The organism is Serratia sp. 2C06, from assembly GCF_050037615.1.
GTDB lineage: Bacteria > Pseudomonadota > Gammaproteobacteria > Enterobacterales > Enterobacteriaceae > Serratia > Serratia ureilytica.
The window spans coordinates 533,977-551,131 of the sequence record NZ_CP188299.1; the positions used below are offsets into that span (position 1 = coordinate 533,977).

17 protein-coding genes are annotated in these 17,155 nt (G+C 59.0%); 14 read left to right on the forward strand and 3 right to left on the reverse strand.

The window, feature by feature from the left end; all coding sequences use genetic code 11:
* Positions 1-91: 91 nt before the first annotated feature.
* Positions 92-1,135 carry a rod shape-determining protein MreB gene (gene mreB / locus ACP3TA_RS02950; protein WP_003855260.1) on the reverse strand — a complete coding sequence of 348 codons (1,044 nt, stop codon included), beginning with the start codon at positions 1,133-1,135 and terminating at the stop codon, positions 92-94.
* 412 nt (positions 1,136-1,547) lie between these two features.
* Complete coding sequence (csrD, locus tag ACP3TA_RS02955; RefSeq protein WP_033644450.1) at positions 1,548-3,482, reverse strand: RNase E specificity factor CsrD; 1,935 nt, start codon at positions 3,480-3,482, stop codon at positions 1,548-1,550.
* Positions 3,483-3,686: 204 nt separating this feature from the next.
* Between csrD and ACP3TA_RS02960 the strand changes: the two genes are divergently transcribed.
* The 11 genes from ACP3TA_RS02960 (at position 3,687) to fis (ending at position 13,423) form a co-directional block, all read left to right on the forward strand.
* Positions 3,687-4,664 carry an MDR family oxidoreductase gene (locus ACP3TA_RS02960; RefSeq protein WP_033644448.1) on the forward strand — a complete coding sequence of 326 codons (978 nt, stop codon included), beginning with the start codon at positions 3,687-3,689 and terminating at the stop codon, positions 4,662-4,664.
* Positions 4,665-4,820: 156 nt separating this feature from the next.
* Positions 4,821-5,822: a protein-methionine-sulfoxide reductase catalytic subunit MsrP gene (msrP, locus tag ACP3TA_RS02965; RefSeq protein WP_069100230.1), complete on the forward strand. Its 1,002-nt coding sequence runs from the start codon at positions 4,821-4,823 to the stop codon at positions 5,820-5,822.
* Positions 5,823-6,422, forward strand: a complete 600-nt coding sequence (msrQ, locus tag ACP3TA_RS02970) for a protein-methionine-sulfoxide reductase heme-binding subunit MsrQ (RefSeq protein ID WP_016930241.1) — start codon at positions 5,823-5,825, stop codon at positions 6,420-6,422. It abuts the gene before it with no gap.
* Between the two features lie 287 nt (positions 6,423-6,709).
* Entirely contained in the window at positions 6,710-7,162 is a 453-nt protein-coding gene (gene aroQ, locus ACP3TA_RS02975; protein ID WP_004936891.1) for a type II 3-dehydroquinate dehydratase, read from the forward strand.
* A 32-nt stretch (positions 7,163-7,194) separates the two neighbouring features.
* Positions 7,195-7,662, forward strand: coding sequence for an acetyl-CoA carboxylase biotin carboxyl carrier protein (accB, locus tag ACP3TA_RS02980; protein WP_033636178.1), 468 nt, complete (start codon positions 7,195-7,197; stop codon positions 7,660-7,662).
* Between the two features lie 12 nt (positions 7,663-7,674).
* Entirely contained in the window at positions 7,675-9,024 is a 1,350-nt protein-coding gene (accC, locus tag ACP3TA_RS02985) for an acetyl-CoA carboxylase biotin carboxylase subunit (protein WP_033651233.1), read from the forward strand.
* A gap of 151 nt (positions 9,025-9,175) precedes the next feature.
* On the forward strand, positions 9,176-9,418 hold the full coding sequence (locus ACP3TA_RS02990) for a YhdT family protein (RefSeq protein ID WP_198811540.1): 243 nt from the start codon (positions 9,176-9,178) through the stop codon (positions 9,416-9,418).
* Entirely contained in the window at positions 9,408-10,853 is a 1,446-nt protein-coding gene (panF, locus tag ACP3TA_RS02995) for a sodium/pantothenate symporter (protein ID WP_004936863.1), read from the forward strand. Before ACP3TA_RS02990 ends, panF begins: the two co-directional genes overlap by 11 nt.
* 11 nt (positions 10,854-10,864) lie before the next feature.
* Positions 10,865-11,746, forward strand: coding sequence for a 50S ribosomal protein L11 methyltransferase (gene prmA, locus ACP3TA_RS03000; protein WP_033644444.1), 882 nt, complete (start codon positions 10,865-10,867; stop codon positions 11,744-11,746).
* Positions 11,747-12,140: 394 nt separating this feature from the next.
* Positions 12,141-13,145 carry a tRNA dihydrouridine synthase DusB gene (gene dusB, locus ACP3TA_RS03005; RefSeq protein ID WP_033644443.1) on the forward strand — a complete coding sequence of 335 codons (1,005 nt, stop codon included), beginning with the start codon at positions 12,141-12,143 and terminating at the stop codon, positions 13,143-13,145.
* Complete coding sequence (fis, locus tag ACP3TA_RS03010; RefSeq protein ID WP_000462905.1) at positions 13,127-13,423, forward strand: DNA-binding transcriptional regulator Fis; 297 nt, start codon at positions 13,127-13,129, stop codon at positions 13,421-13,423. Before dusB ends, fis begins: the two co-directional genes overlap by 19 nt.
* 129 nt (positions 13,424-13,552) lie before the next feature.
* Here fis and ACP3TA_RS03015 read toward each other — a convergent pair whose 3' ends face one another.
* Positions 13,553-13,894 carry a hypothetical protein gene (locus ACP3TA_RS03015; protein WP_016930249.1) on the reverse strand — a complete coding sequence of 114 codons (342 nt, stop codon included), beginning with the start codon at positions 13,892-13,894 and terminating at the stop codon, positions 13,553-13,555.
* Between the two features lie 248 nt (positions 13,895-14,142).
* On the opposite strand from ACP3TA_RS03015, the gene lpxO reads away from it, so the two are divergent.
* The 3 genes from lpxO to ACP3TA_RS03030 all read left to right on the forward strand — a co-directional run bounded on the left by lpxO (position 14,143) and on the right by ACP3TA_RS03030 (position 17,079).
* Positions 14,143-15,048 carry a lipid A hydroxylase LpxO gene (gene lpxO / locus ACP3TA_RS03020; protein ID WP_033651231.1) on the forward strand — a complete coding sequence of 302 codons (906 nt, stop codon included), beginning with the start codon at positions 14,143-14,145 and terminating at the stop codon, positions 15,046-15,048.
* 299 nt (positions 15,049-15,347) lie between these two features.
* Positions 15,348-16,268 (forward strand): kdo(2)-lipid IV(A) palmitoleoyltransferase, encoded by a 921-nt coding sequence (gene lpxP, locus ACP3TA_RS03025; RefSeq protein ID WP_033651230.1) that lies wholly within the window; start codon positions 15,348-15,350, stop codon positions 16,266-16,268.
* Positions 16,269-16,383: 115 nt separating this feature from the next.
* On the forward strand, positions 16,384-17,079 hold the full coding sequence (locus ACP3TA_RS03030; protein WP_422125032.1) for a CTP synthase C-terminal region-related (seleno)protein: 696 nt from the start codon (positions 16,384-16,386) through the stop codon (positions 17,077-17,079).
* Positions 17,080-17,155: the final 76 nt, after the last annotated feature.

Here is a 17,155-nt window from a genome sequence, read left to right on the forward strand (position 1 = left end):
TTATGCGAGTTCCTCGACAACAGAAAGAGGAACCGTACCCGATTTTCGCTGTGCGCATTCATCCGATACGATTCCTCCTTCCAGGGGCTGACTATTCTTCGCTGAACAAATCGCCGCCGTGCATGTCGATCATTTCCAACGCCTTGCCGCCGCCGCGCGCCACGCAGGTCAGCGGATCTTCCGCCACCACGACCGGGATGCCGGTTTCTTCCATCAGCAGGCGATCGAGGTTGCGCAGCAACGCGCCGCCGCCGGTCAAGACCATGCCGCGTTCGGAAATGTCGGAGGCCAATTCTGGCGGGCACTGCTCCAGCGCAACCATCACCGCGCTGACGATGCCGGTCAGCGGCTCTTGCAGGGCTTCGAGGATTTCATTGGAGTTCAGGGTAAAGCCGCGCGGTACGCCTTCAGCCAGGTTACGGCCGCGCACTTCGATTTCGCGCACTTCGTCGCCCGGATAGGCAGAACCGATTTCGTGCTTGATGCGCTCTGCGGTGGCTTCGCCGATCAGCGAGCCATAGTTGCGGCGCACATAATTGATGATGGCTTCATCGAAACGGTCACCGCCGATGCGCACGGAAGAGGAGTACACCACGCCGTTCAGCGAGATCACCGCCACTTCAGTGGTACCGCCACCGATATCCACCACCATGGAGCCGGTCGCTTCGGAAACCGGCAAGCCTGCACCGATCGCCGCCGCCATCGGCTCTTCAATCAGGAACACTTCACGCGCGCCGGCCCCTTGGGCGGACTCGCGGATAGCGCGGCGTTCAACCTGGGTTGCGCCGACCGGCACACAGACCAGCACGCGCGGGCTTGGGCGCATAAAGCTGTTGCTGTGAACCTGTTTGATAAAGTGCTGCAGCATTTTTTCGGTCACGAAGAAGTCGGCGATCACGCCGTCTTTCATCGGGCGAATAGCCGCGATGTTGCCGGGGGTGCGGCCCAGCATCTGTTTGGCGTCATGACCGACGGCCGCTACGCTCTTTGGGGAGCCGGCACGATCCTGGCGAATGGCAACCACCGAAGGTTCATTCAGTACGATGCCTTGCCCTTTAACATAAATCAGGGTATTGGCGGTACCCAAGTCGATGGACAAGTCGTTGGAAAACATGCCACGAAATTTCTTAAACATAACGAAAGGATAATCCTGCAAGCTGGGGGCGGAAAATAAAATCCGCCTACTTTACCAACCACACGAAGCAGCGACAAGGCGCAAAAACGTTCTACTTCGGTGAAAAATAGTCTGTATTGTTTCTGCTCGAATGCACGGAAATTGGATGAGGCCTGAATTCCCTGAACAAAGGCTCAGTTTACCACCCTGTCAACGCACGAAACGGCGTAACACAGCTCATAAAATCTAACATATTCCCTGATTGCCGCCGGTGGTAAGCACCTACCAACGTCAACCAGATAAAGGCAGACAAGAGCCTATCTCAAATAGGCGTTGTTGTCGCAGGCAGTTTGGAAAAAACTCCAAAAAGACGGTAACGAGGCCCAGATGGATCCGGTCCTCATTCTACGTCAATTTTTGTCCGTCAATCAGCTTAAACACGATAACGACGTGAATATTTTTTACGCCCCACGTCGATCGGTTCCGGCGACGCGAAAAAGTCGCCCTGCCCGCCATGGATCCCACGCTCTTTCAGCGTCTGCCATTCGTTGCGCGTACGTACGCTGGCAGCGAACACCTGAGCGCGCGTGCCCGCGCAGGCGCCGGTCAGGCTCTGCACGAACAGCTGATTTTCGTCCCGCTTATCGATACTCCGCACCAACCCCGGGTGGAGCTTGACGATCTCCACCTGCAACGACTTGATATAGGACGTACTGACCACGGTTAACCCCGCTTTGGACACCGCCAGGCGGCAACCCAGCCCTGACAGCAACCTCAGCACCGGACGCAAACGGTCGATATGTTGACACACATCTGCCTCCGCAAGTTCAATCAGAATTCGTCGACGCTGACTTTTTTCGCACTGCAACAGCGTATCGCGCAGCCAGCGTTGGAAAGAGCGCTGCAAAATCGAGTCCACGCACAGCGGGAACGCCAGCGTTTCTTCAGGCCACTGCGCCAGCAACGGGATGATGCGGCTCACCTGTTGGCGATCGTAACTCTCCGCCAACCCCAATTGCTCCACCAGCGGCATATATTCCGCCGGCAGCAATTCCTGGGCGCCGTCATAAATTCGGCTCATGATCTCACGGTGGTGCACCTCGCCTTCCACGGTCACCGCCGGTTTCTGATACAGCCGCGGGCCGCCGCGCGCCAGCACCTGTTCCAGCAGCGTGCGCCACTTGACGCTGCCGCGCCCCTTTTCCGGCACCTGGCTGTCGTACACGTACCAACCGTTTTCGCCCTGCAGCGTGGCGTGCCGCGTCGCCTGCTCCGCGTAATCGATCACCTGCTCCGTGGTCTGGCCGCTGCGGTACGCCACGATGCCGATGTGCAGGAAGGCCTCACGGTCGATCATCGCCGTGGAAGGCAAGGCATCGATGGCGTTGACCAGCTGTGAGGCGATGCCGTCGGCCTCCTTCAGCGTGCGATGCGGCAGCAAGACGGTAAAATCGCTGTGAAAATAGCGCGCCAGCAGCGCCGACGGATAGCGCATCACGAAGGTAGACAGCAGATTGACCAGCGAATACATCAGCTCCTGCACCGCCACGCTGCCGTGCGTGTCGCGCAGGGTCTCGAAATCAGGCAGCCGCACCATCATCACGATGCCGTGCGAGCCTTCCTCTTCCAGCTGAGTGGTCAATTGGTTATCGAAGAACAGGCGATTGTTCAGCCCGGTTTTGGCGTCCTGCGCCGCGAAGGCGCGGATCAGCGTATCGACCCGGCTGCGCTCCTCCCGGGCTTCCGCCAGATCGGCCAGCAGGCGGTCGAGCGCCCCGCTGACGTTGGCCGGCCATTCGCGCACGTCGCCCTGCATGACGTTTTCGCGCTCGCCGTTCAGAATGCGCCGCGCGCGGCGCTCCAGACGATCCTCGCCGTCGGCCTGTTCACGCAGCCAGCGCAGGCTGAACAGCAAAATCACCACCATAACGACGATCGACAGCGTGACGGCGGCCGTGGATTGCAACGTGCGCACATCGCTGGCGAAGGGATCGAGGTAGGTGATTTGCAGCGTACTGCCCGGGTGCTGCAACAGCGGCCGCGAGACCTGACGATAGCCGTTCAGCGCATCCCAAGGCTCTTTTTTCGCCGTCGGCAATTTATAGTCGAGGAGCTTGCTGGCGCCGGCCTCTACGCGGATCGACACAATGCCGAGCGGGCGCATGACAATCGGCAACCATTTCTCCTGATCGCGCGGCGACTCGCGCAACATGGCTTGATCGAGAGACGTGACCAGCGAATCAAAGCGACGCTCCTGGCGATCCTGGGTAACGTAAAAGAAGCTGTATGAGCATCCCATCAGCATCAAAAACATCGCCAGCGCGACCAACAGAGTGATCAATGCAGAGAGTTTGGTGGTAAATCGCATCCCTGTGCCTTGTCCGCTATGGTTAAGTGAGTGTTCACCCTTTAGCTAAAAGGGGCCGTCCAACCCTAACAAGCCTTGCTGAGGAATTAAACCTGCAAGCGCCGTTTTTGTCCTTTATCAGGACTTGGGCCGCTTATTATGCATATAGTCAAATAAATGTGATTCAGCCATTGATAGAAAAGTGTAAACGAGAGGAAGAGTGACATGCGTGCACTGTTATTGGAACAACAAGACGACCAAACTCTGGCTCATATCAAAGATATCGGCAGCGATCGGTTGCCGGAAGGCGATGTTACCGTCGACATCAACTGGTCCAGCCTGAACTACAAGGATGCGCTGGCGATCACCGGGAAAGGCAAGATCGTGCGTCATTTCCCGATGGTGCCGGGCATCGACTTCGCCGGCACCGTGCGCCACAGCGGTGACGCTCGCTTTAAAGAGGGGCAAAGCGTGGTGCTCACCGGCTGGGGCGTGGGTGAACACCACTGGGGCGGCCTGGCCGAGCAGGCTCGCGTCTCCGGCGAGTGGCTGGTGCCGCTGCCGAACGGCCTGGATGAGCGCAAGGCGATGATCATCGGCACCGCCGGCTTTACCGCCATGCTGTGCGTGATGGCGCTGGAGGAAGGCGGGGTACACCCGGACGACGGCGATATCTTGGTTACCGGCGCCAGCGGCGGCGTGGGCAGCACCGCCATCGCCCTGCTGGCGGCGCTGGGGTACCGGGTGACCGCCATCAGCGGCCGCGACAGCAATACCGACTACCTGAAAGCGCTCGGCGCCAAAGAGGTGATGTCGCGCGATGGCTATATCGACACGCCGCGTCCGCTGGAGAAACAGCTGTGGGCCGGCGCGGTGGACACCGTCGGCGACAAACTGCTGGCCCGGGTGCTGGCGCAGATGAACTATAACGGCACCGTCGCCGCCTGCGGCCTGGCCGGCGGTTATCAGTTGCCGACCACCGTGATGCCGTTCATTCTGCGCAATGTGCGCCTGCAAGGGGTGGATTCGGTGCATACGCCGCTGCATCGCCGCCAAACCGCCTGGGAACGGCTGGCCGGCATCCTGCCGGACAGTTTCTATCAGCAGGCCACGCACGAAATCACCCTCGAACAGGCGCCGGCCACCGCCGCCGCGCTGCTGAACAACCAAATCACCGGCCGCACTCTGGTGAAAATCCGCTGACGGACTCCCCCCGGCGACGGGGGGCTCACCGGCGTCTGCGAAATTTCATATTTTCCCGCGTCCCCTCGCTTCCGGCCGGCTTTAGCGCCATGCTTATTTCATGGAGCCCCGTTAACCGCTCGCGGGCGGCGGGCATCAGTCGCGGAGAACATAAGCATGAACAAACACCCCAAATTGACCGAGGCCGACGTCACGCCGGAGAGCGTATTCCACCAGCGGCGCAAAGTGCTGCAGGCGCTCGGCATCACCGCCGCCACGCTGGCGCTGCCTACCGGCGCACAGGCGGACCTGCTGTCGTGGTTCAAAGGCAACGATCGTCCCAAGGCGCCGCCGGGCAAAGCGCTGGAATTCAGCAAACCGGCCGCCTGGCAGGCGCAGCTGGCGATGACGCCGGAAGACAAGGTCACCGGCTACAACAACTTCTATGAGTTCGGCCTCGACAAGGCCGATCCGGCCGCCAACGCCGGCGGGCTGAAGACCGAAGGCTGGAAAGTGCGCATCGACGGCGAAGTGGCGAAGCCGATAACGCTGGATATCGACGATCTGATGAAGCGTTTCCCGCTGGAGCAGCGCATTTATCGCATGCGCTGCGTCGAGGCCTGGTCGATGGTGGTGCCGTGGATCGGTTTCGAGCTGGGCAAGCTTCTCAAGCTGGCCGAGCCGAACGGCAACGCGCGCTACGTGGCCTTCCAGACGCTGTACGATCCGGAACAGATGCCCGGCCAGAAAGATCGCTTTATCGGCGGCGGCCTGAAATATCCCTACGTCGAAGGGCTGCGGCTGGACGAGGCGATGCATCCGCTGGCGCTGCTGACCGTCGGCGTGTACGGCAAAACCCTGCCGCCGCAAAACGGCGCGCCGCTGCGGTTGATTACGCCGTGGAAATACGGCTTCAAAGGCATCAAGTCGATCGTGCATATCCGTTTGGTGCGCGATCAGCCGCCGACCACCTGGAACCAATCTGCGCCGAACGAGTACGGTTTTTACGCCAACGTGAATCCGCACGTCGATCATCCGCGCTGGTCGCAGGCCACCGAGCGTTTTATCGGCGCCGGCGGCATACTCGACGTCAAACGCCAACCGACCCTGCTGTTTAACGGCTATGCCGATCAGGTGGCGTCGCTGTATCGCGGCATGGACCTGCGGGAGAATTTCTAAGTGCGCCTGACGCCTGTTCATATCAAATGGCTGAAAGCCGCCCTGCATCTGGCGGCGTTTTTGCCCTTTCTCTGGCTGGTGTTGGCGGTGGATCAGGGCTGGTTCAGCGCCGATCCGTCCAAGGACATTCAGCATTTTACCGGCAGGATGACGCTGAAACTGCTGCTGGCCACGCTGGCTATCGCCCCGCTGGCGCGCTACGCCCGGCAACCGCTGCTGATCCGCTGCCGCCGCCTGGTCGGGCTGTGGTGCTTTGCCTGGGGCACGTTGCACCTGATAAGCTACTCTACGCTGGAACTGGGGCTGAGCAATCTCGGCCTGCTGGGCAGCGAGCTGGTGAACCGCCCGTATCTGACGCTCGGCATCCTCACCTGGTTGATCCTGCTGGCGCTGGCGGCCACCTCGACGCTGTGGGCGATGCGCAAACTGGGCGCCAAATGGCAAACGTTGCACAACTTCGTCTATCTGGCGGCGATCCTCGCGCCCATCCACTATCTGTGGTCGGTCAAAACGTTTTCACCCCAGCCGTTCATTTACGCGCTGTTGGCGGTGGCGCTGTTAGGCCTGCGTTACAAGAAATTCCGCGCCTGGTGGCGCTGAATCGCGCGGCGGCGCGTGGGATTGCCGCTGAAAAACGCGCGCCGCCGGCGGGAACTTTTTTTGTGTTCCAGCGCTCATATTCCTGTCACGGCTCCCCGAGTTCGTCGATTTGGGGTTGAATATCTTCGCTGATAAGACCAGTATTTAGCTGCGAATTGCTACGATATCGTTATAATGCCCGACCTTGTTTCTGTTCTCAGGGTGAATTTGCCCCTTAACAGGTGACAAATCGGTAACATCGGGTTATTTTCTACGATGATGGTTTTATTGCCGGAGATACCAGCACAATGGCGGATAAGTTTCACATTTTGCTTCTGAACGGCCCCAATCTCAATCTGCTGGGGACGCGTGAGCCGGAGAAGTACGGCAGCACGACGCTGACAGAGATTGTTAACGGATTGGAAAACCAGGCATCCGCATTGGATATTACCCTGAGCCATCTGCAGTCCAACGCCGAGCATCAGCTGATCGATCGCATCCATCAGGCGCGCGGCAATACCGATTTCATTCTGATAAATCCGGCGGCGTTCACGCATACCAGCGTGGCGCTGCGCGATGCGTTGCTGGCGGTGCAGATCCCGTTCATCGAGATCCACCTGTCCAACGTGCACGCCCGCGAACCTTTCCGCCATCACTCTTATCTCTCAGACGTAGCGGTAGGCGTGATTTGCGGCCTCGGCGCGGATGGCTACGCTTTCGCTTTACAGGCAGCGGTTAACCGTCTGTCGAAAACCCACTAATTGCTCCACAAAAAGAGTACGGAATCACACTCATGGATATTCGTAAAATCAAGAAACTGATCGAACTGGTTGAAGAATCAGGCATTTCTGAACTGGAAATCTCTGAAGGCGAAGAATCGGTTCGCATCAGCCGTGCCGCACCGGCGCAGGCTTATCCCGTCATGCAGCAGGCCTACGCGATGCCGGCACAGCAGCAGCCAGCCCTGGCTAACGCCGTTGCCACCGCGCCTGCGGCAGAAACCCCTGCAGCACCGGCGGCCGTGAGTGGCCACGTCGTTCGTTCCCCAATGGTAGGCACCTTCTACCGCACCCCAAGCCCGGACGCGAAAGCTTTCGTGGAAGTGGGCCAGAAAGTGAACGCCGGCGATACCCTGTGCATCGTTGAAGCCATGAAAATGATGAACCAGATCGAAGCGGACAAGTCCGGCGTCGTGAAAGCCATCCTGGTGGAAAACGGCCAGCCGGTCGAATATGACGAGCCGCTGGTCGTCATCGAATAACGAGGCGCCCCCATGCTTGATAAAATTGTTATCGCCAACCGCGGCGAGATCGCGCTTCGGATCCTGCGTGCCTGTAAAGAACTGGGCATCAAGACCGTTGCGGTTCACTCCGCGGCCGACCGCGATCTGAAACACGTTCTGCTGGCCGACGAGACCGTCTGCATCGGTCCTGCGCCATCGGTAAAAAGCTATCTGAACATCCCGGCCATCATCTCGGCGGCGGAAATCACCGGCGCAGTGGCGATCCACCCGGGCTACGGCTTCCTGTCCGAGAACGCCGACTTCGCCGAGCAGGTTGAACGCTCCGGTTTCATCTTCATCGGCCCGAAAGCCGAAACCATCCGCCTGATGGGCGACAAGGTTTCCGCGATCAACGCCATGAAAAAAGCCGGCGTGCCATGCGTGCCGGGCTCCGACGGCCCGCTGACCGATGACATGGATAAAAACCGTGCCTTCGCCAAGCGCATCGGTTATCCGGTGATCATCAAGGCCTCCGGCGGCGGCGGCGGCCGCGGCATGCGCGTCGTGCGCAGCGACAAAGACCTGGAGCAGTCCATCAACATGACGAAAGCGGAAGCCAAAGCGGCTTTCAACAACGACATGGTGTACATGGAAAAATACCTGGAGAATCCGCGTCACATCGAGATTCAGGTATTGGCCGACGGCCAGGGCAACGCCATCTATCTGGCCGAGCGCGACTGCTCCATGCAGCGTCGCCACCAGAAAGTGGTCGAAGAAGCGCCGGCGCCGGGCATCACCAGCGAAATGCGCCGCTATATCGGCGAGCGCTGCTCGAAAGCCTGTGTGGAAATCGGCTATCGCGGTGCGGGCACCTTCGAGTTCCTGTATGAAAACGGCGAGTTCTATTTCATCGAAATGAACACCCGTATTCAGGTAGAGCACCCGGTTACCGAAATGATCACCGGCGTGGATCTGATCAAAGAGCAGCTGCGCATCGCTGCCGGTCAGCCGCTGTCGATCAAACAGGAAGAAGTGAAGATCCACGGCCATGCGGTAGAATGCCGTATCAACGCCGAAGATCCGAACACCTTCCTGCCGAGCCCGGGCAAGATCACCCGCTTCCACGCGCCAGGCGGTTTCGGCGTGCGTTGGGAATCTCATATCTACGCCGGTTATACCGTACCGCCGTACTATGATTCCATGATCGGCAAACTGATCACCTACGGCGAAAACCGTGACGTGGCGATTGCCCGCATGAAAAACGCCCTGGCTGAACTGATCATCGACGGCATCAAAACCAACGTTGAGCTGCAGCAGAAGATCATGAACGACGAAAACTTCCAGCACGGTGGCACCAACATCCACTATCTGGAGAAGAAGCTGGGTCTGCAGGAAACCTAAGCAGGCACGCAGCATCGTCTGACGAAAGGCCGGTTAATCACCGGCCTTTTTCTTTGGCGCTGACGCCAGTAACGGCTTGGCAAAACGCCGTCATGCCGTAAAATTCCCTACCTTTGATGAATCCATCACCGTAAACCTATGGGAGACACGGATGGACAAACGCTTTATTCAGGCGCACCGCGAAGCGCGCTGGGCGCTGGGGCTGACGCTGCTCTACCTGCTGGCCTGGGGGCTGGCGGCCTACCTGCCGGACAGCGCCATCGGCGTCACCGGTCTGCCGCACTGGTTCGAAATGGCCTGCCTGCTGGTGCCGCTGCTGTTCATCGGCCTGTGCTGGCTGATGGTGCGCACGGTGTTCCGCGACATTTCGCTGGAGGACAGCAATGCAAACTGAAGTGATCCTGCCGCTGGTCGCCTACCTGTTGCTGGTGTTCGGCCTGTCGGTGTATGCCTATCGCCGCCGTCAGAACGGAAATTTCCTCAGCGAATACTTCCTCGGCAACCGCTCGATGGGCGGCTTTGTGCTGGCGATGACCCTGACCGCCACCTACATCAGCGCCAGCTCGTTTATCGGCGGGCCCGGCGCCGCCTACAAATACGGCCTGGGCTGGGTACTGCTGGCGATGATCCAACTGCCGGCGGTGTGGCTGTCGCTCGGCGTGCTGGGCAAGAAATTCGCCATCCTGGCGCGGCGCTACAACGCCATTACCCTCAATGACATGCTGTATGGCCGCTACCAAAGCCGCCTGTTGGTGTGGCTGGCCAGCCTCAGCCTGCTGGTGGCGTTCCTCGGCGCCATGACGGTGCAGTTCATCGGCGGCGCCCGCCTGTTGGAGACCGCCGCCGGCATTCCTTATGACACCGGCCTGCTGATCTTCGGCATCAGCATCGCGCTGTACACCGCCTTCGGCGGCTTCCGCGCCAGCGTGCTGAACGACGCCATGCAGGGGCTGGTGATGCTGCTTGGCACCGTGCTGCTGCTGGTGGCGGTGATCCATGCCGCCGGCGGACTGGACAGCGCAGTAAGCAAACTGCAGCAGATCGATCCGGCGCTGGTGTCGCCGCAGGGCGGCGATCAGATCCTCAGCCTGCCGTTTATGGCGTCATTCTGGATCCTGGTGTGCTTTGGGGTGATCGGCCTGCCCCACACCGCCGTGCGCTGCATCTCCTACAAGGACAGCAAGGCGGTGCATCGCGGCATTCTGCTCGGCACCGTAGTGGTGGCGGTGCTGATGTTCGGCATGCACCTGGCCGGCGCGCTCGGCCGCGCGGTATTGCCCGATCTCAAGATCCCCGATCAGGTGATCCCAACGCTGATGATCACCGTGCTGCCGCCGTACGCCGCCGGGATCTTTTTGGCGGCGCCGATGGCGGCGATCATGTCGACCATCAACGCCCAACTGCTGCAATCCTCCGCCACCATCATCAAGGATCTCTACCTGGGCGTGCGGCCGCAGCAGATCCACAACGAGCGATTGATCAAGCGCTTCTCCAGCCTGACCACGCTGATCCTCGGTCTGCTGGTGCTGCTGGCGGCCTGGCGGCCGCCTGAGATGATCATCTGGCTCAACCTGCTGGCTTTCGGCGGGCTGGAGGCGGTCTTCCTGTGGCCGCTGGTGCTGGGCCTGTATTGGGAACGCGCCAATGCACAGGGAGCGCTTAGCTCAATGGTGTCGGGTGCGGTATGCTATACGCTATTGGCCAGCTTCAACCTGCAACCGGCGGGGCTGCACCCTATCGTGCCTTCGCTGTTGCTCAGCCTGTTGGCGTTTTATCTCGGTAACGTCGTCGGCGAAAAGCGCCGGGCGGCGTCATCATTACCCTCTTGAAGAGAATTGCTATGCCTTGGATCCAACTCAAACTGAACACCACCGGCAGCCAGGCGGAAGACCTGAGCGACGCGCTGGTGGAAAGCGGCGCCGTGTCGGTGACCTTCCAGGACACCCACGACAATCCGGTGTTCGAACCCTTGCCGGGTGAAACCCTGCTGTGGGGCGATACCGATGTGATCGGCCTGTACGACGCCGAAACCGATATGGCCGAGGTGGTGGCGATGCTGGAACAGCACCCGCTGCTGGGCGCCGGTTTCCGCCACAAGATAGAACAGCTGGAAGACAAGGACTGGGAGCGCGAGTGGATGGACAACTTCCATCCGATGCGCTTCGGCGAGCGCTTGTGGATCTGCCCGAGCTGGCGTGACGTGCCCGATCCCGACGCGGTCAACGTGATGCTCGATCCGGGCCTGGCGTTTGGCACCGGCACCCACCCGACCACCGCGCTGTGCCTGCAGTGGCTGGACGGCCTCGATCTGGCCGGCAAAACCGTTATCGACTTCGGTTGCGGCTCCGGCATCCTGGCGATCGCCGCGCTGAAGCTGGGTGCGGCGCGCGCTATCGGCATCGACATCGATCCCCAGGCCATTCAGGCCAGCCGCGACAACGCGCAGCGTAACGGCGTTTCAGAGCGTCTGGAGCTGTATCTGCCGAAAGACCAGCCTGCCGACCTGCTGGCGGACGTGGTGGTCGCCAACATCCTCGCCGGCCCGCTGCGCGAGCTGGCGCCGCTGATCGGCTGTCTGCCGAAGGCCGGTGGCCATCTGGGGCTGTCCGGCGTGCTGGCCAGCCAGGCGAGCAGCGTAGCGGAAGCCTACGCAGAGAAGTTCACGCTCGACCCGGTCGCCGAGCGCGAAGAGTGGTGCCGCATTACCGGTCGCCGCAAGTAAGCGTCACGGTATAGTGCCCCTCTCGTCCACCGGCCCTGCGCCGGTGGATTTTTTTTGTCCGGCGATCGGCCCTCGGGCGGCACAAAATTTTATGCAATTTTTCGCCGCTCAACGACGGATCGCCCTGAGAATGCGCCTTCCAGGCAGGCTATCCCGGCAAAAATAGCGGGCGAATGCAGATAATATCCTGCGCAAAGGCGAATATTTTGCCGCACACAAAATAAGCACTTTTCGTCAACTTATTGTAAAATATATATAATATTTTTATGAATCGCCGCGTAGCGTATTTTTCGTCCTAATATCGGGCCAATTGGTTAAAGTTTGGCCTTTCATCTCGACGCAAAAATGCGTAATATACGCGCCCTTGCGGACACAGTATGGTCACTCTTTGTCTATGCGCATTGGACACCACCAGCTTACTAATTGCCTGATTGCGGCCCCGATGGCCGGTATTACAGATCGCCCGTTCAGAACCCTCTGTCATGCAATGGGTGCTGGGATGGCTGTATCCGAAATGCTCTCCTCCAACCCGGAGGTGTGGCGGACGGATAAGTCGCGTCTGCGTATGGTGCATAGCGATGAACCTGGGATCCGCTCCGTGCAAATTGCCGGATGCGATCCTGATGATATGGCCGCCGCCGCGCGTATCAACGTGGCCAGCGGCGCGCAGATCATCGACATCAACATGGGATGCCCGGCCAAAAAAGTGAACCGGAAGCTTGCCGGGTCCGCTTTGTTGCAGTACCCGGATCTGGTTAAACGGATCCTCCACGCGGTGGTCGACGCGGTGGATGTGCCGGTAACGCTGAAGATTCGCACCGGCTGGGCGCCAGAGCACCGTAACTGTGTAGAGATTGCCCAACTGGCCGAAGACTGTGGTATTCAGGCCCTGACGATTCACGGCCGAACCCGCGCCTGTCTGTTTAACGGCAACGCGGAATACGACAGCATTCGGGCAGTTAAGCAGAGTGTTTCCATTCCGATTATCGCGAATGGGGATATTACTGACCCGCATAAAGCCAGAGCAGTGCTCGACTACACCGGGGCCGATGCCCTGATGATAGGCCGCGCTGCTCAGGGGAGACCCTGGATCTTCCGGGAAATCCAGCATTATCTGGACACTGGGGAGTTGCTGCCGCCGATGCCGCTTGGCGAGGTGAAGCGCTTGTTGATTGGGCACATTCGGGAATTGCACGGCTTCTATGGCCAAGGCAAGGGATTCCGGATTGCTCGTAAGCACGTGTCCTGGTATCTCCAGGAACACGCTCCGAATGACCAGTTTCGGCGCACATTCAACGCCATAGAGGATGCCAGCGAACAGCTGGAGGCGTTGGAGGCATATTTCGAAAATCTTAGCGTAAAAAAAGAGCTGACAGAACTATGTTCGAACAACGCGTAAATTCTGACGTACTGACCGTTTCTACCGTTAACTCACAAGATCAGGTGACTCAAAAGCCTCTGCGTGACTCGGTTAAACAAGCACTGAAGAACTATTTTGCTCAACTGAACGGTCAAGACGTAAATGACCTGTATGAGCTGGTACTGGCTGAAGTTGAACAGCCACTGTTGGACATGGTGATGCAATACACCCGTGGCAACCAAACCCGCGCAGCCCTGATGATGGGCATCAACCGCGGCACGCTGCGTAAGAAGCTGAAAAAATACGGCATGAACTGATACTAGTCAGTTAACGTGTTGAAAAGGCGCTTTATCTCATTTGATAAGCGCCTTTTTCTTTGGGGCACGCCCGGTTTGCAGGCAATAAAAAAGGCCGCAACGCGGCCCTTGGGGTAAAAAGCGGAGACCTTACTCGGTCGCTTTGTTTTTGAGGCTTTCCGCCCCTTGCTTGGTCTTGTCCCAAGCCTTCTCCGTACCCTGTTTGGTGGAGTGCCAGGCTTTTTGCGAGCCTTCGCTCACTTTACTGCCGACGCTATCGCTCTTGCCTTCGGCGGCGTGCTTGGCTTTCAGCTTCAGCTCTTCACCCTTGTCCTGAGACTGGTGCAGCTTTTCTTTGGCGGTATCCGCCCCTTTATGCGCCTCAGCGACGACCTCGTTGCTGGCGTGAGCGGCGGTGTCGGTCGCAGTTTCAGCAGCGAAAACCGGGGAAGCGAGCAGCAGTGCAGACAAGGCAATGATTGATTTCTTCATAAGTCCCTCTTTTCTCAGATACGTGCCATTCGTCATGAAACAAGATGGCATGAAACGCCCCTTGAGCGATTTAAGAATAGGACTAAAACCAAAAAAATCGATATAAAATTTTATTACAAACAGTTTTATTGATTTTTTATGCCACTAAGCAGCATGAGCGGGGAAAGCGCACGAAAAAGTTAAATTTTTCCTGTCACAAAACTATAATTTGTACGAATTTTTAACAAGCACTAACAGGGATGGATTCTATGGTTGCCGCAATCATTATCGGCATTTTTATCATCAGCTTCCTCTACGCACACTCCCGCGGCAAAGAGAAACAAAAGCTTACCCGTCAGCTGTTCGATCACTCCACGTTTATGGGGCCGATCAACATGTTTATGACCGGTTTCTCCCGTTTGCCCGCCAAACAGCCCTATTTCGACGAAAAAGGCTTCCCGGAGCTGCAGACGCTGACCGACAACTGGCAGACGATCCGCGAAGAAGCGGTGCGCCTGCAGGATCACATCAAAAAGGCGCAGTCGCATAACGATGCCGGCTTCAACACCTTCTTCAAACGCGGCTGGAAACGTTTCTATCTGAAATGGTATAGCGACAGTCACCCTTCAGCGCAGACGCTGTGTCCAAAAACCGTCGAGCTGCTCAACCGCATCCCGTCGGTCAAGGCGGCGATGTTCGCCGAGCTGCCGCCCGGCAGCCACCTGGGTAAACACCGCGATCCTTACGCCGGCTCGGTGCGCTATCACCTGGGGCTGATGACGCCCAACGACGATCGCTGCTTCATCGAAGTAGACGGCGAGCAGCACAGCTGGCGCGACGGCGAGGCGGTGATCTTCGACGAGACCTACGTGCACTGGGCGCAGAACGCCACCGATCAGACGCGCATCATTCTGTTTTGCGACGTCGAGCGGCCGATGAAATGGCGCTGGGCACAGGCGGTCAACCACTGGGTCGGCGCTACGTTGATGTCGGCGGCCAGTTCGCCGAACGACGATCAGGACCGCACCGGCGGCATCAACCGCATCTTCAAATACGTCAACGCGGTGCGCGATGCCGGCCAACGCCTGAAAGCGCGCAACCGCCGCGGTTACTACCTGCTGAAATGGCTGGTGATCGCCGCGATCTTCGCCGCGATTATCATTCCCAGCCTGTAAAACTCGCCAATCCTCAACTCAGGGGCAACGTGAATGAGAATATTCGCATGCCCCTCTTCCGCCACACCCCGTACCCTGTGTAGCATAAGCATTCCTAGAGCCGCCTCCGCTGGCCAACAGCTATCCCTCCGAAGCCTGATAGCAGCGCAAACCGCCCTTCGAATGTAAATGTTTAGTCAATTATGGAATTCCGACTAAACCCTGGCCGTACCCGGGTGTCTGAGTAGTCGTATCGCTATCGAGTGGAACCTTTATGCGTTACAGCTTGCTGCCCCTTTTAACGTATAAAACGAGTTTCTATGAAATCAGCCAAAGCATTTCAACTGGCCTTGCTGCACCCGCGCTACTGGCTAACCTGGTTCGGCCTCGCTCTGCTGTTCCTGCTGGTACAGCTCCCCTATCCGCTGCTCTACCGTCTGGGGGTGTGGATGGGACGCACCTCGATGCGTTTTCTCAAGCGCCGCGTCACCATCACCCGTCGCAACCTCGAGCTGTGCTTCCCCGAGATGGACGAAGCGCAGCGCGAGCGCAAAGTGGTGGGCAATTTCGAATCCCTCGGCATGGGCCTGCTGGAAACCGGCATGGCATGGTTCTGGTCAGATAAACGCGTCAAGCGCTGGTTCAACGTCTCCGGCATCAACCACCTCAAAATGGCGCAGCGCGACGATCGCGGCGTGCTGGTGATCGGCGTGCATTTTATGTCGCTGGAGCTGGGCGGCCGGGCGATGGGCCTGTGTCAGCCGATGATGGCGATGTACCGTCCGCATAACAACAAGGCGATGGAATGGGCGCAGACCAAAGGCCGCATGCGTTCCAACAAGGCGATGATCGATCGCAAGGATTTGCGCGGCATGGTGCATGCGCTCAAGCGCGGCGAGGCGGTGTGGTTCGCGCCGGATCAGGACTATGGCCCGCGCGGCAGCGTATTCGCGCCGCTGTTCGCCGTCGATAAGGCCGCCACCACCAGCGGCACCTTCATGCTGGCGCGCATGGCCAACCCGGCGCTGGTGCCGGTGGTGCTGATCCGCCGCGAAGGCGGCCGCGGCTATGACCTGCTGATCCAACCGGCTCTGGAAGACTATCCGCTGAGCGACGAACAGGCGGCCGCGGCTTACATGAACAAAGTGATCGAGAAAGAGATCATGCGGGCGCCGGAGCAATACATGTGGCTGCACCGCCGTTTCAAAACCCGACCGGCTGGCGCGCCCTCGCTGTACTGACCCTCTTTTTTCAGCCCGGCCAACGCCGGGCTTTTTTGTGCGCCGCGTTTAAAAAATCTGCGGCTCGGGATCCCGCTTTCCTGTAATCTCCTTTTTTACCCGCACAGGAAAGGAAATGATGAAAGCTCAAGTCCGCATTGCTCTGGTCGGTGATTACAACCCGCAAGCCGTGGCCCACCAGGCCATCCCCGTGGCGCTCCAGCTCACCACCGCCCACCTCGACATCGACGTTCAGCCCCAGTGGCTCCCGACCGAAACCCTGACCTCCCCCGACGCGCTGCAAGATTTCGACGCCATCTGGGTGGTGCCGGGCAGCCCGTATCGTCACGACGACGGCGCCTTTATGGCGATCCGTCATGCGCGGGAAAACGACGTGCCGTTCCTCGGCTCCTGCGGCGGTTTTCAATACGCCATCGTCGAATACGCCCGTAATGTGATGGGCTGGCACGACGCTGGTCATGCGGAAACCGACAGCGGTGGCCGGCTGGTGATCGCCCCATTGAGCTGTTCGCTGGTGGAAAAAACCGGCGACATCGTTTTTCAGCCTGACACCCGCGTCGCGCAGGCCTACGGCAGCCTGAACGCCCATGAAGGCTACCACTGCAACTTCGGCGTGAATCCGGACTTCGTCGCCGATCTGCAGCGTTTCCCGCTGATCATCAGCGGCCACGACACCGAAGGCGACGTACGCGCCATCGAACTGCCGGGCCGGCGTTTTTACGCCGCCACGCTGTTCCAGTCGGAACGCGCCGCGCTGCGCGGCGAGCTTTCACCGTTGGTGGTGGAACTCGTCAAAGCCGCCAACGGGTAAACAAAGGTTCATCGGCGCCATCGGGGCGTTGTCACCGGATAAAAAAAGCCCTCTTGCGAGGGCTTTCTGATCGTCT

Coding starts and splice junctions, on each gene's coding strand:
- mreB (WP_003855260.1), bottom strand. CDS start 1,135: ATGTTTAAGAAATTTCGTGGCATGTTTTCCAACGACTTGTCCATCGAC.
- csrD (WP_033644450.1), bottom strand. CDS start 3,482: ATGCGATTTACCACCAAACTCTCTGCATTGATCACTCTGTTGGTCGCG.
- ACP3TA_RS02960 (WP_033644448.1), top strand. CDS start 3,687: ATGCGTGCACTGTTATTGGAACAACAAGACGACCAAACTCTGGCTCAT.
- msrP (WP_069100230.1), top strand. CDS start 4,821: ATGAACAAACACCCCAAATTGACCGAGGCCGACGTCACGCCGGAGAGC.
- aroQ (WP_004936891.1), top strand. CDS start 6,710: ATGGCGGATAAGTTTCACATTTTGCTTCTGAACGGCCCCAATCTCAAT.
- accB (WP_033636178.1), top strand. CDS start 7,195: ATGGATATTCGTAAAATCAAGAAACTGATCGAACTGGTTGAAGAATCA.
- accC (WP_033651233.1), top strand. CDS start 7,675: ATGCTTGATAAAATTGTTATCGCCAACCGCGGCGAGATCGCGCTTCGG.
- ACP3TA_RS02990 (WP_198811540.1), top strand. CDS start 9,176: ATGGACAAACGCTTTATTCAGGCGCACCGCGAAGCGCGCTGGGCGCTG.
- panF (WP_004936863.1), top strand. CDS start 9,408: ATGCAAACTGAAGTGATCCTGCCGCTGGTCGCCTACCTGTTGCTGGTG.
- prmA (WP_033644444.1), top strand. CDS start 10,865: ATGCCTTGGATCCAACTCAAACTGAACACCACCGGCAGCCAGGCGGAA.
- dusB (WP_033644443.1), top strand. CDS start 12,141: ATGCGCATTGGACACCACCAGCTTACTAATTGCCTGATTGCGGCCCCG.
- fis (WP_000462905.1), top strand. CDS start 13,127: ATGTTCGAACAACGCGTAAATTCTGACGTACTGACCGTTTCTACCGTT.
- ACP3TA_RS03015 (WP_016930249.1), bottom strand. CDS start 13,894: ATGAAGAAATCAATCATTGCCTTGTCTGCACTGCTGCTCGCTTCCCCG.
- lpxO (WP_033651231.1), top strand. CDS start 14,143: ATGGTTGCCGCAATCATTATCGGCATTTTTATCATCAGCTTCCTCTAC.
- lpxP (WP_033651230.1), top strand. CDS start 15,348: ATGAAATCAGCCAAAGCATTTCAACTGGCCTTGCTGCACCCGCGCTAC.
- ACP3TA_RS03030 (WP_422125032.1), top strand. CDS start 16,384: ATGATGAAAGCTCAAGTCCGCATTGCTCTGGTCGGTGATTACAACCCG.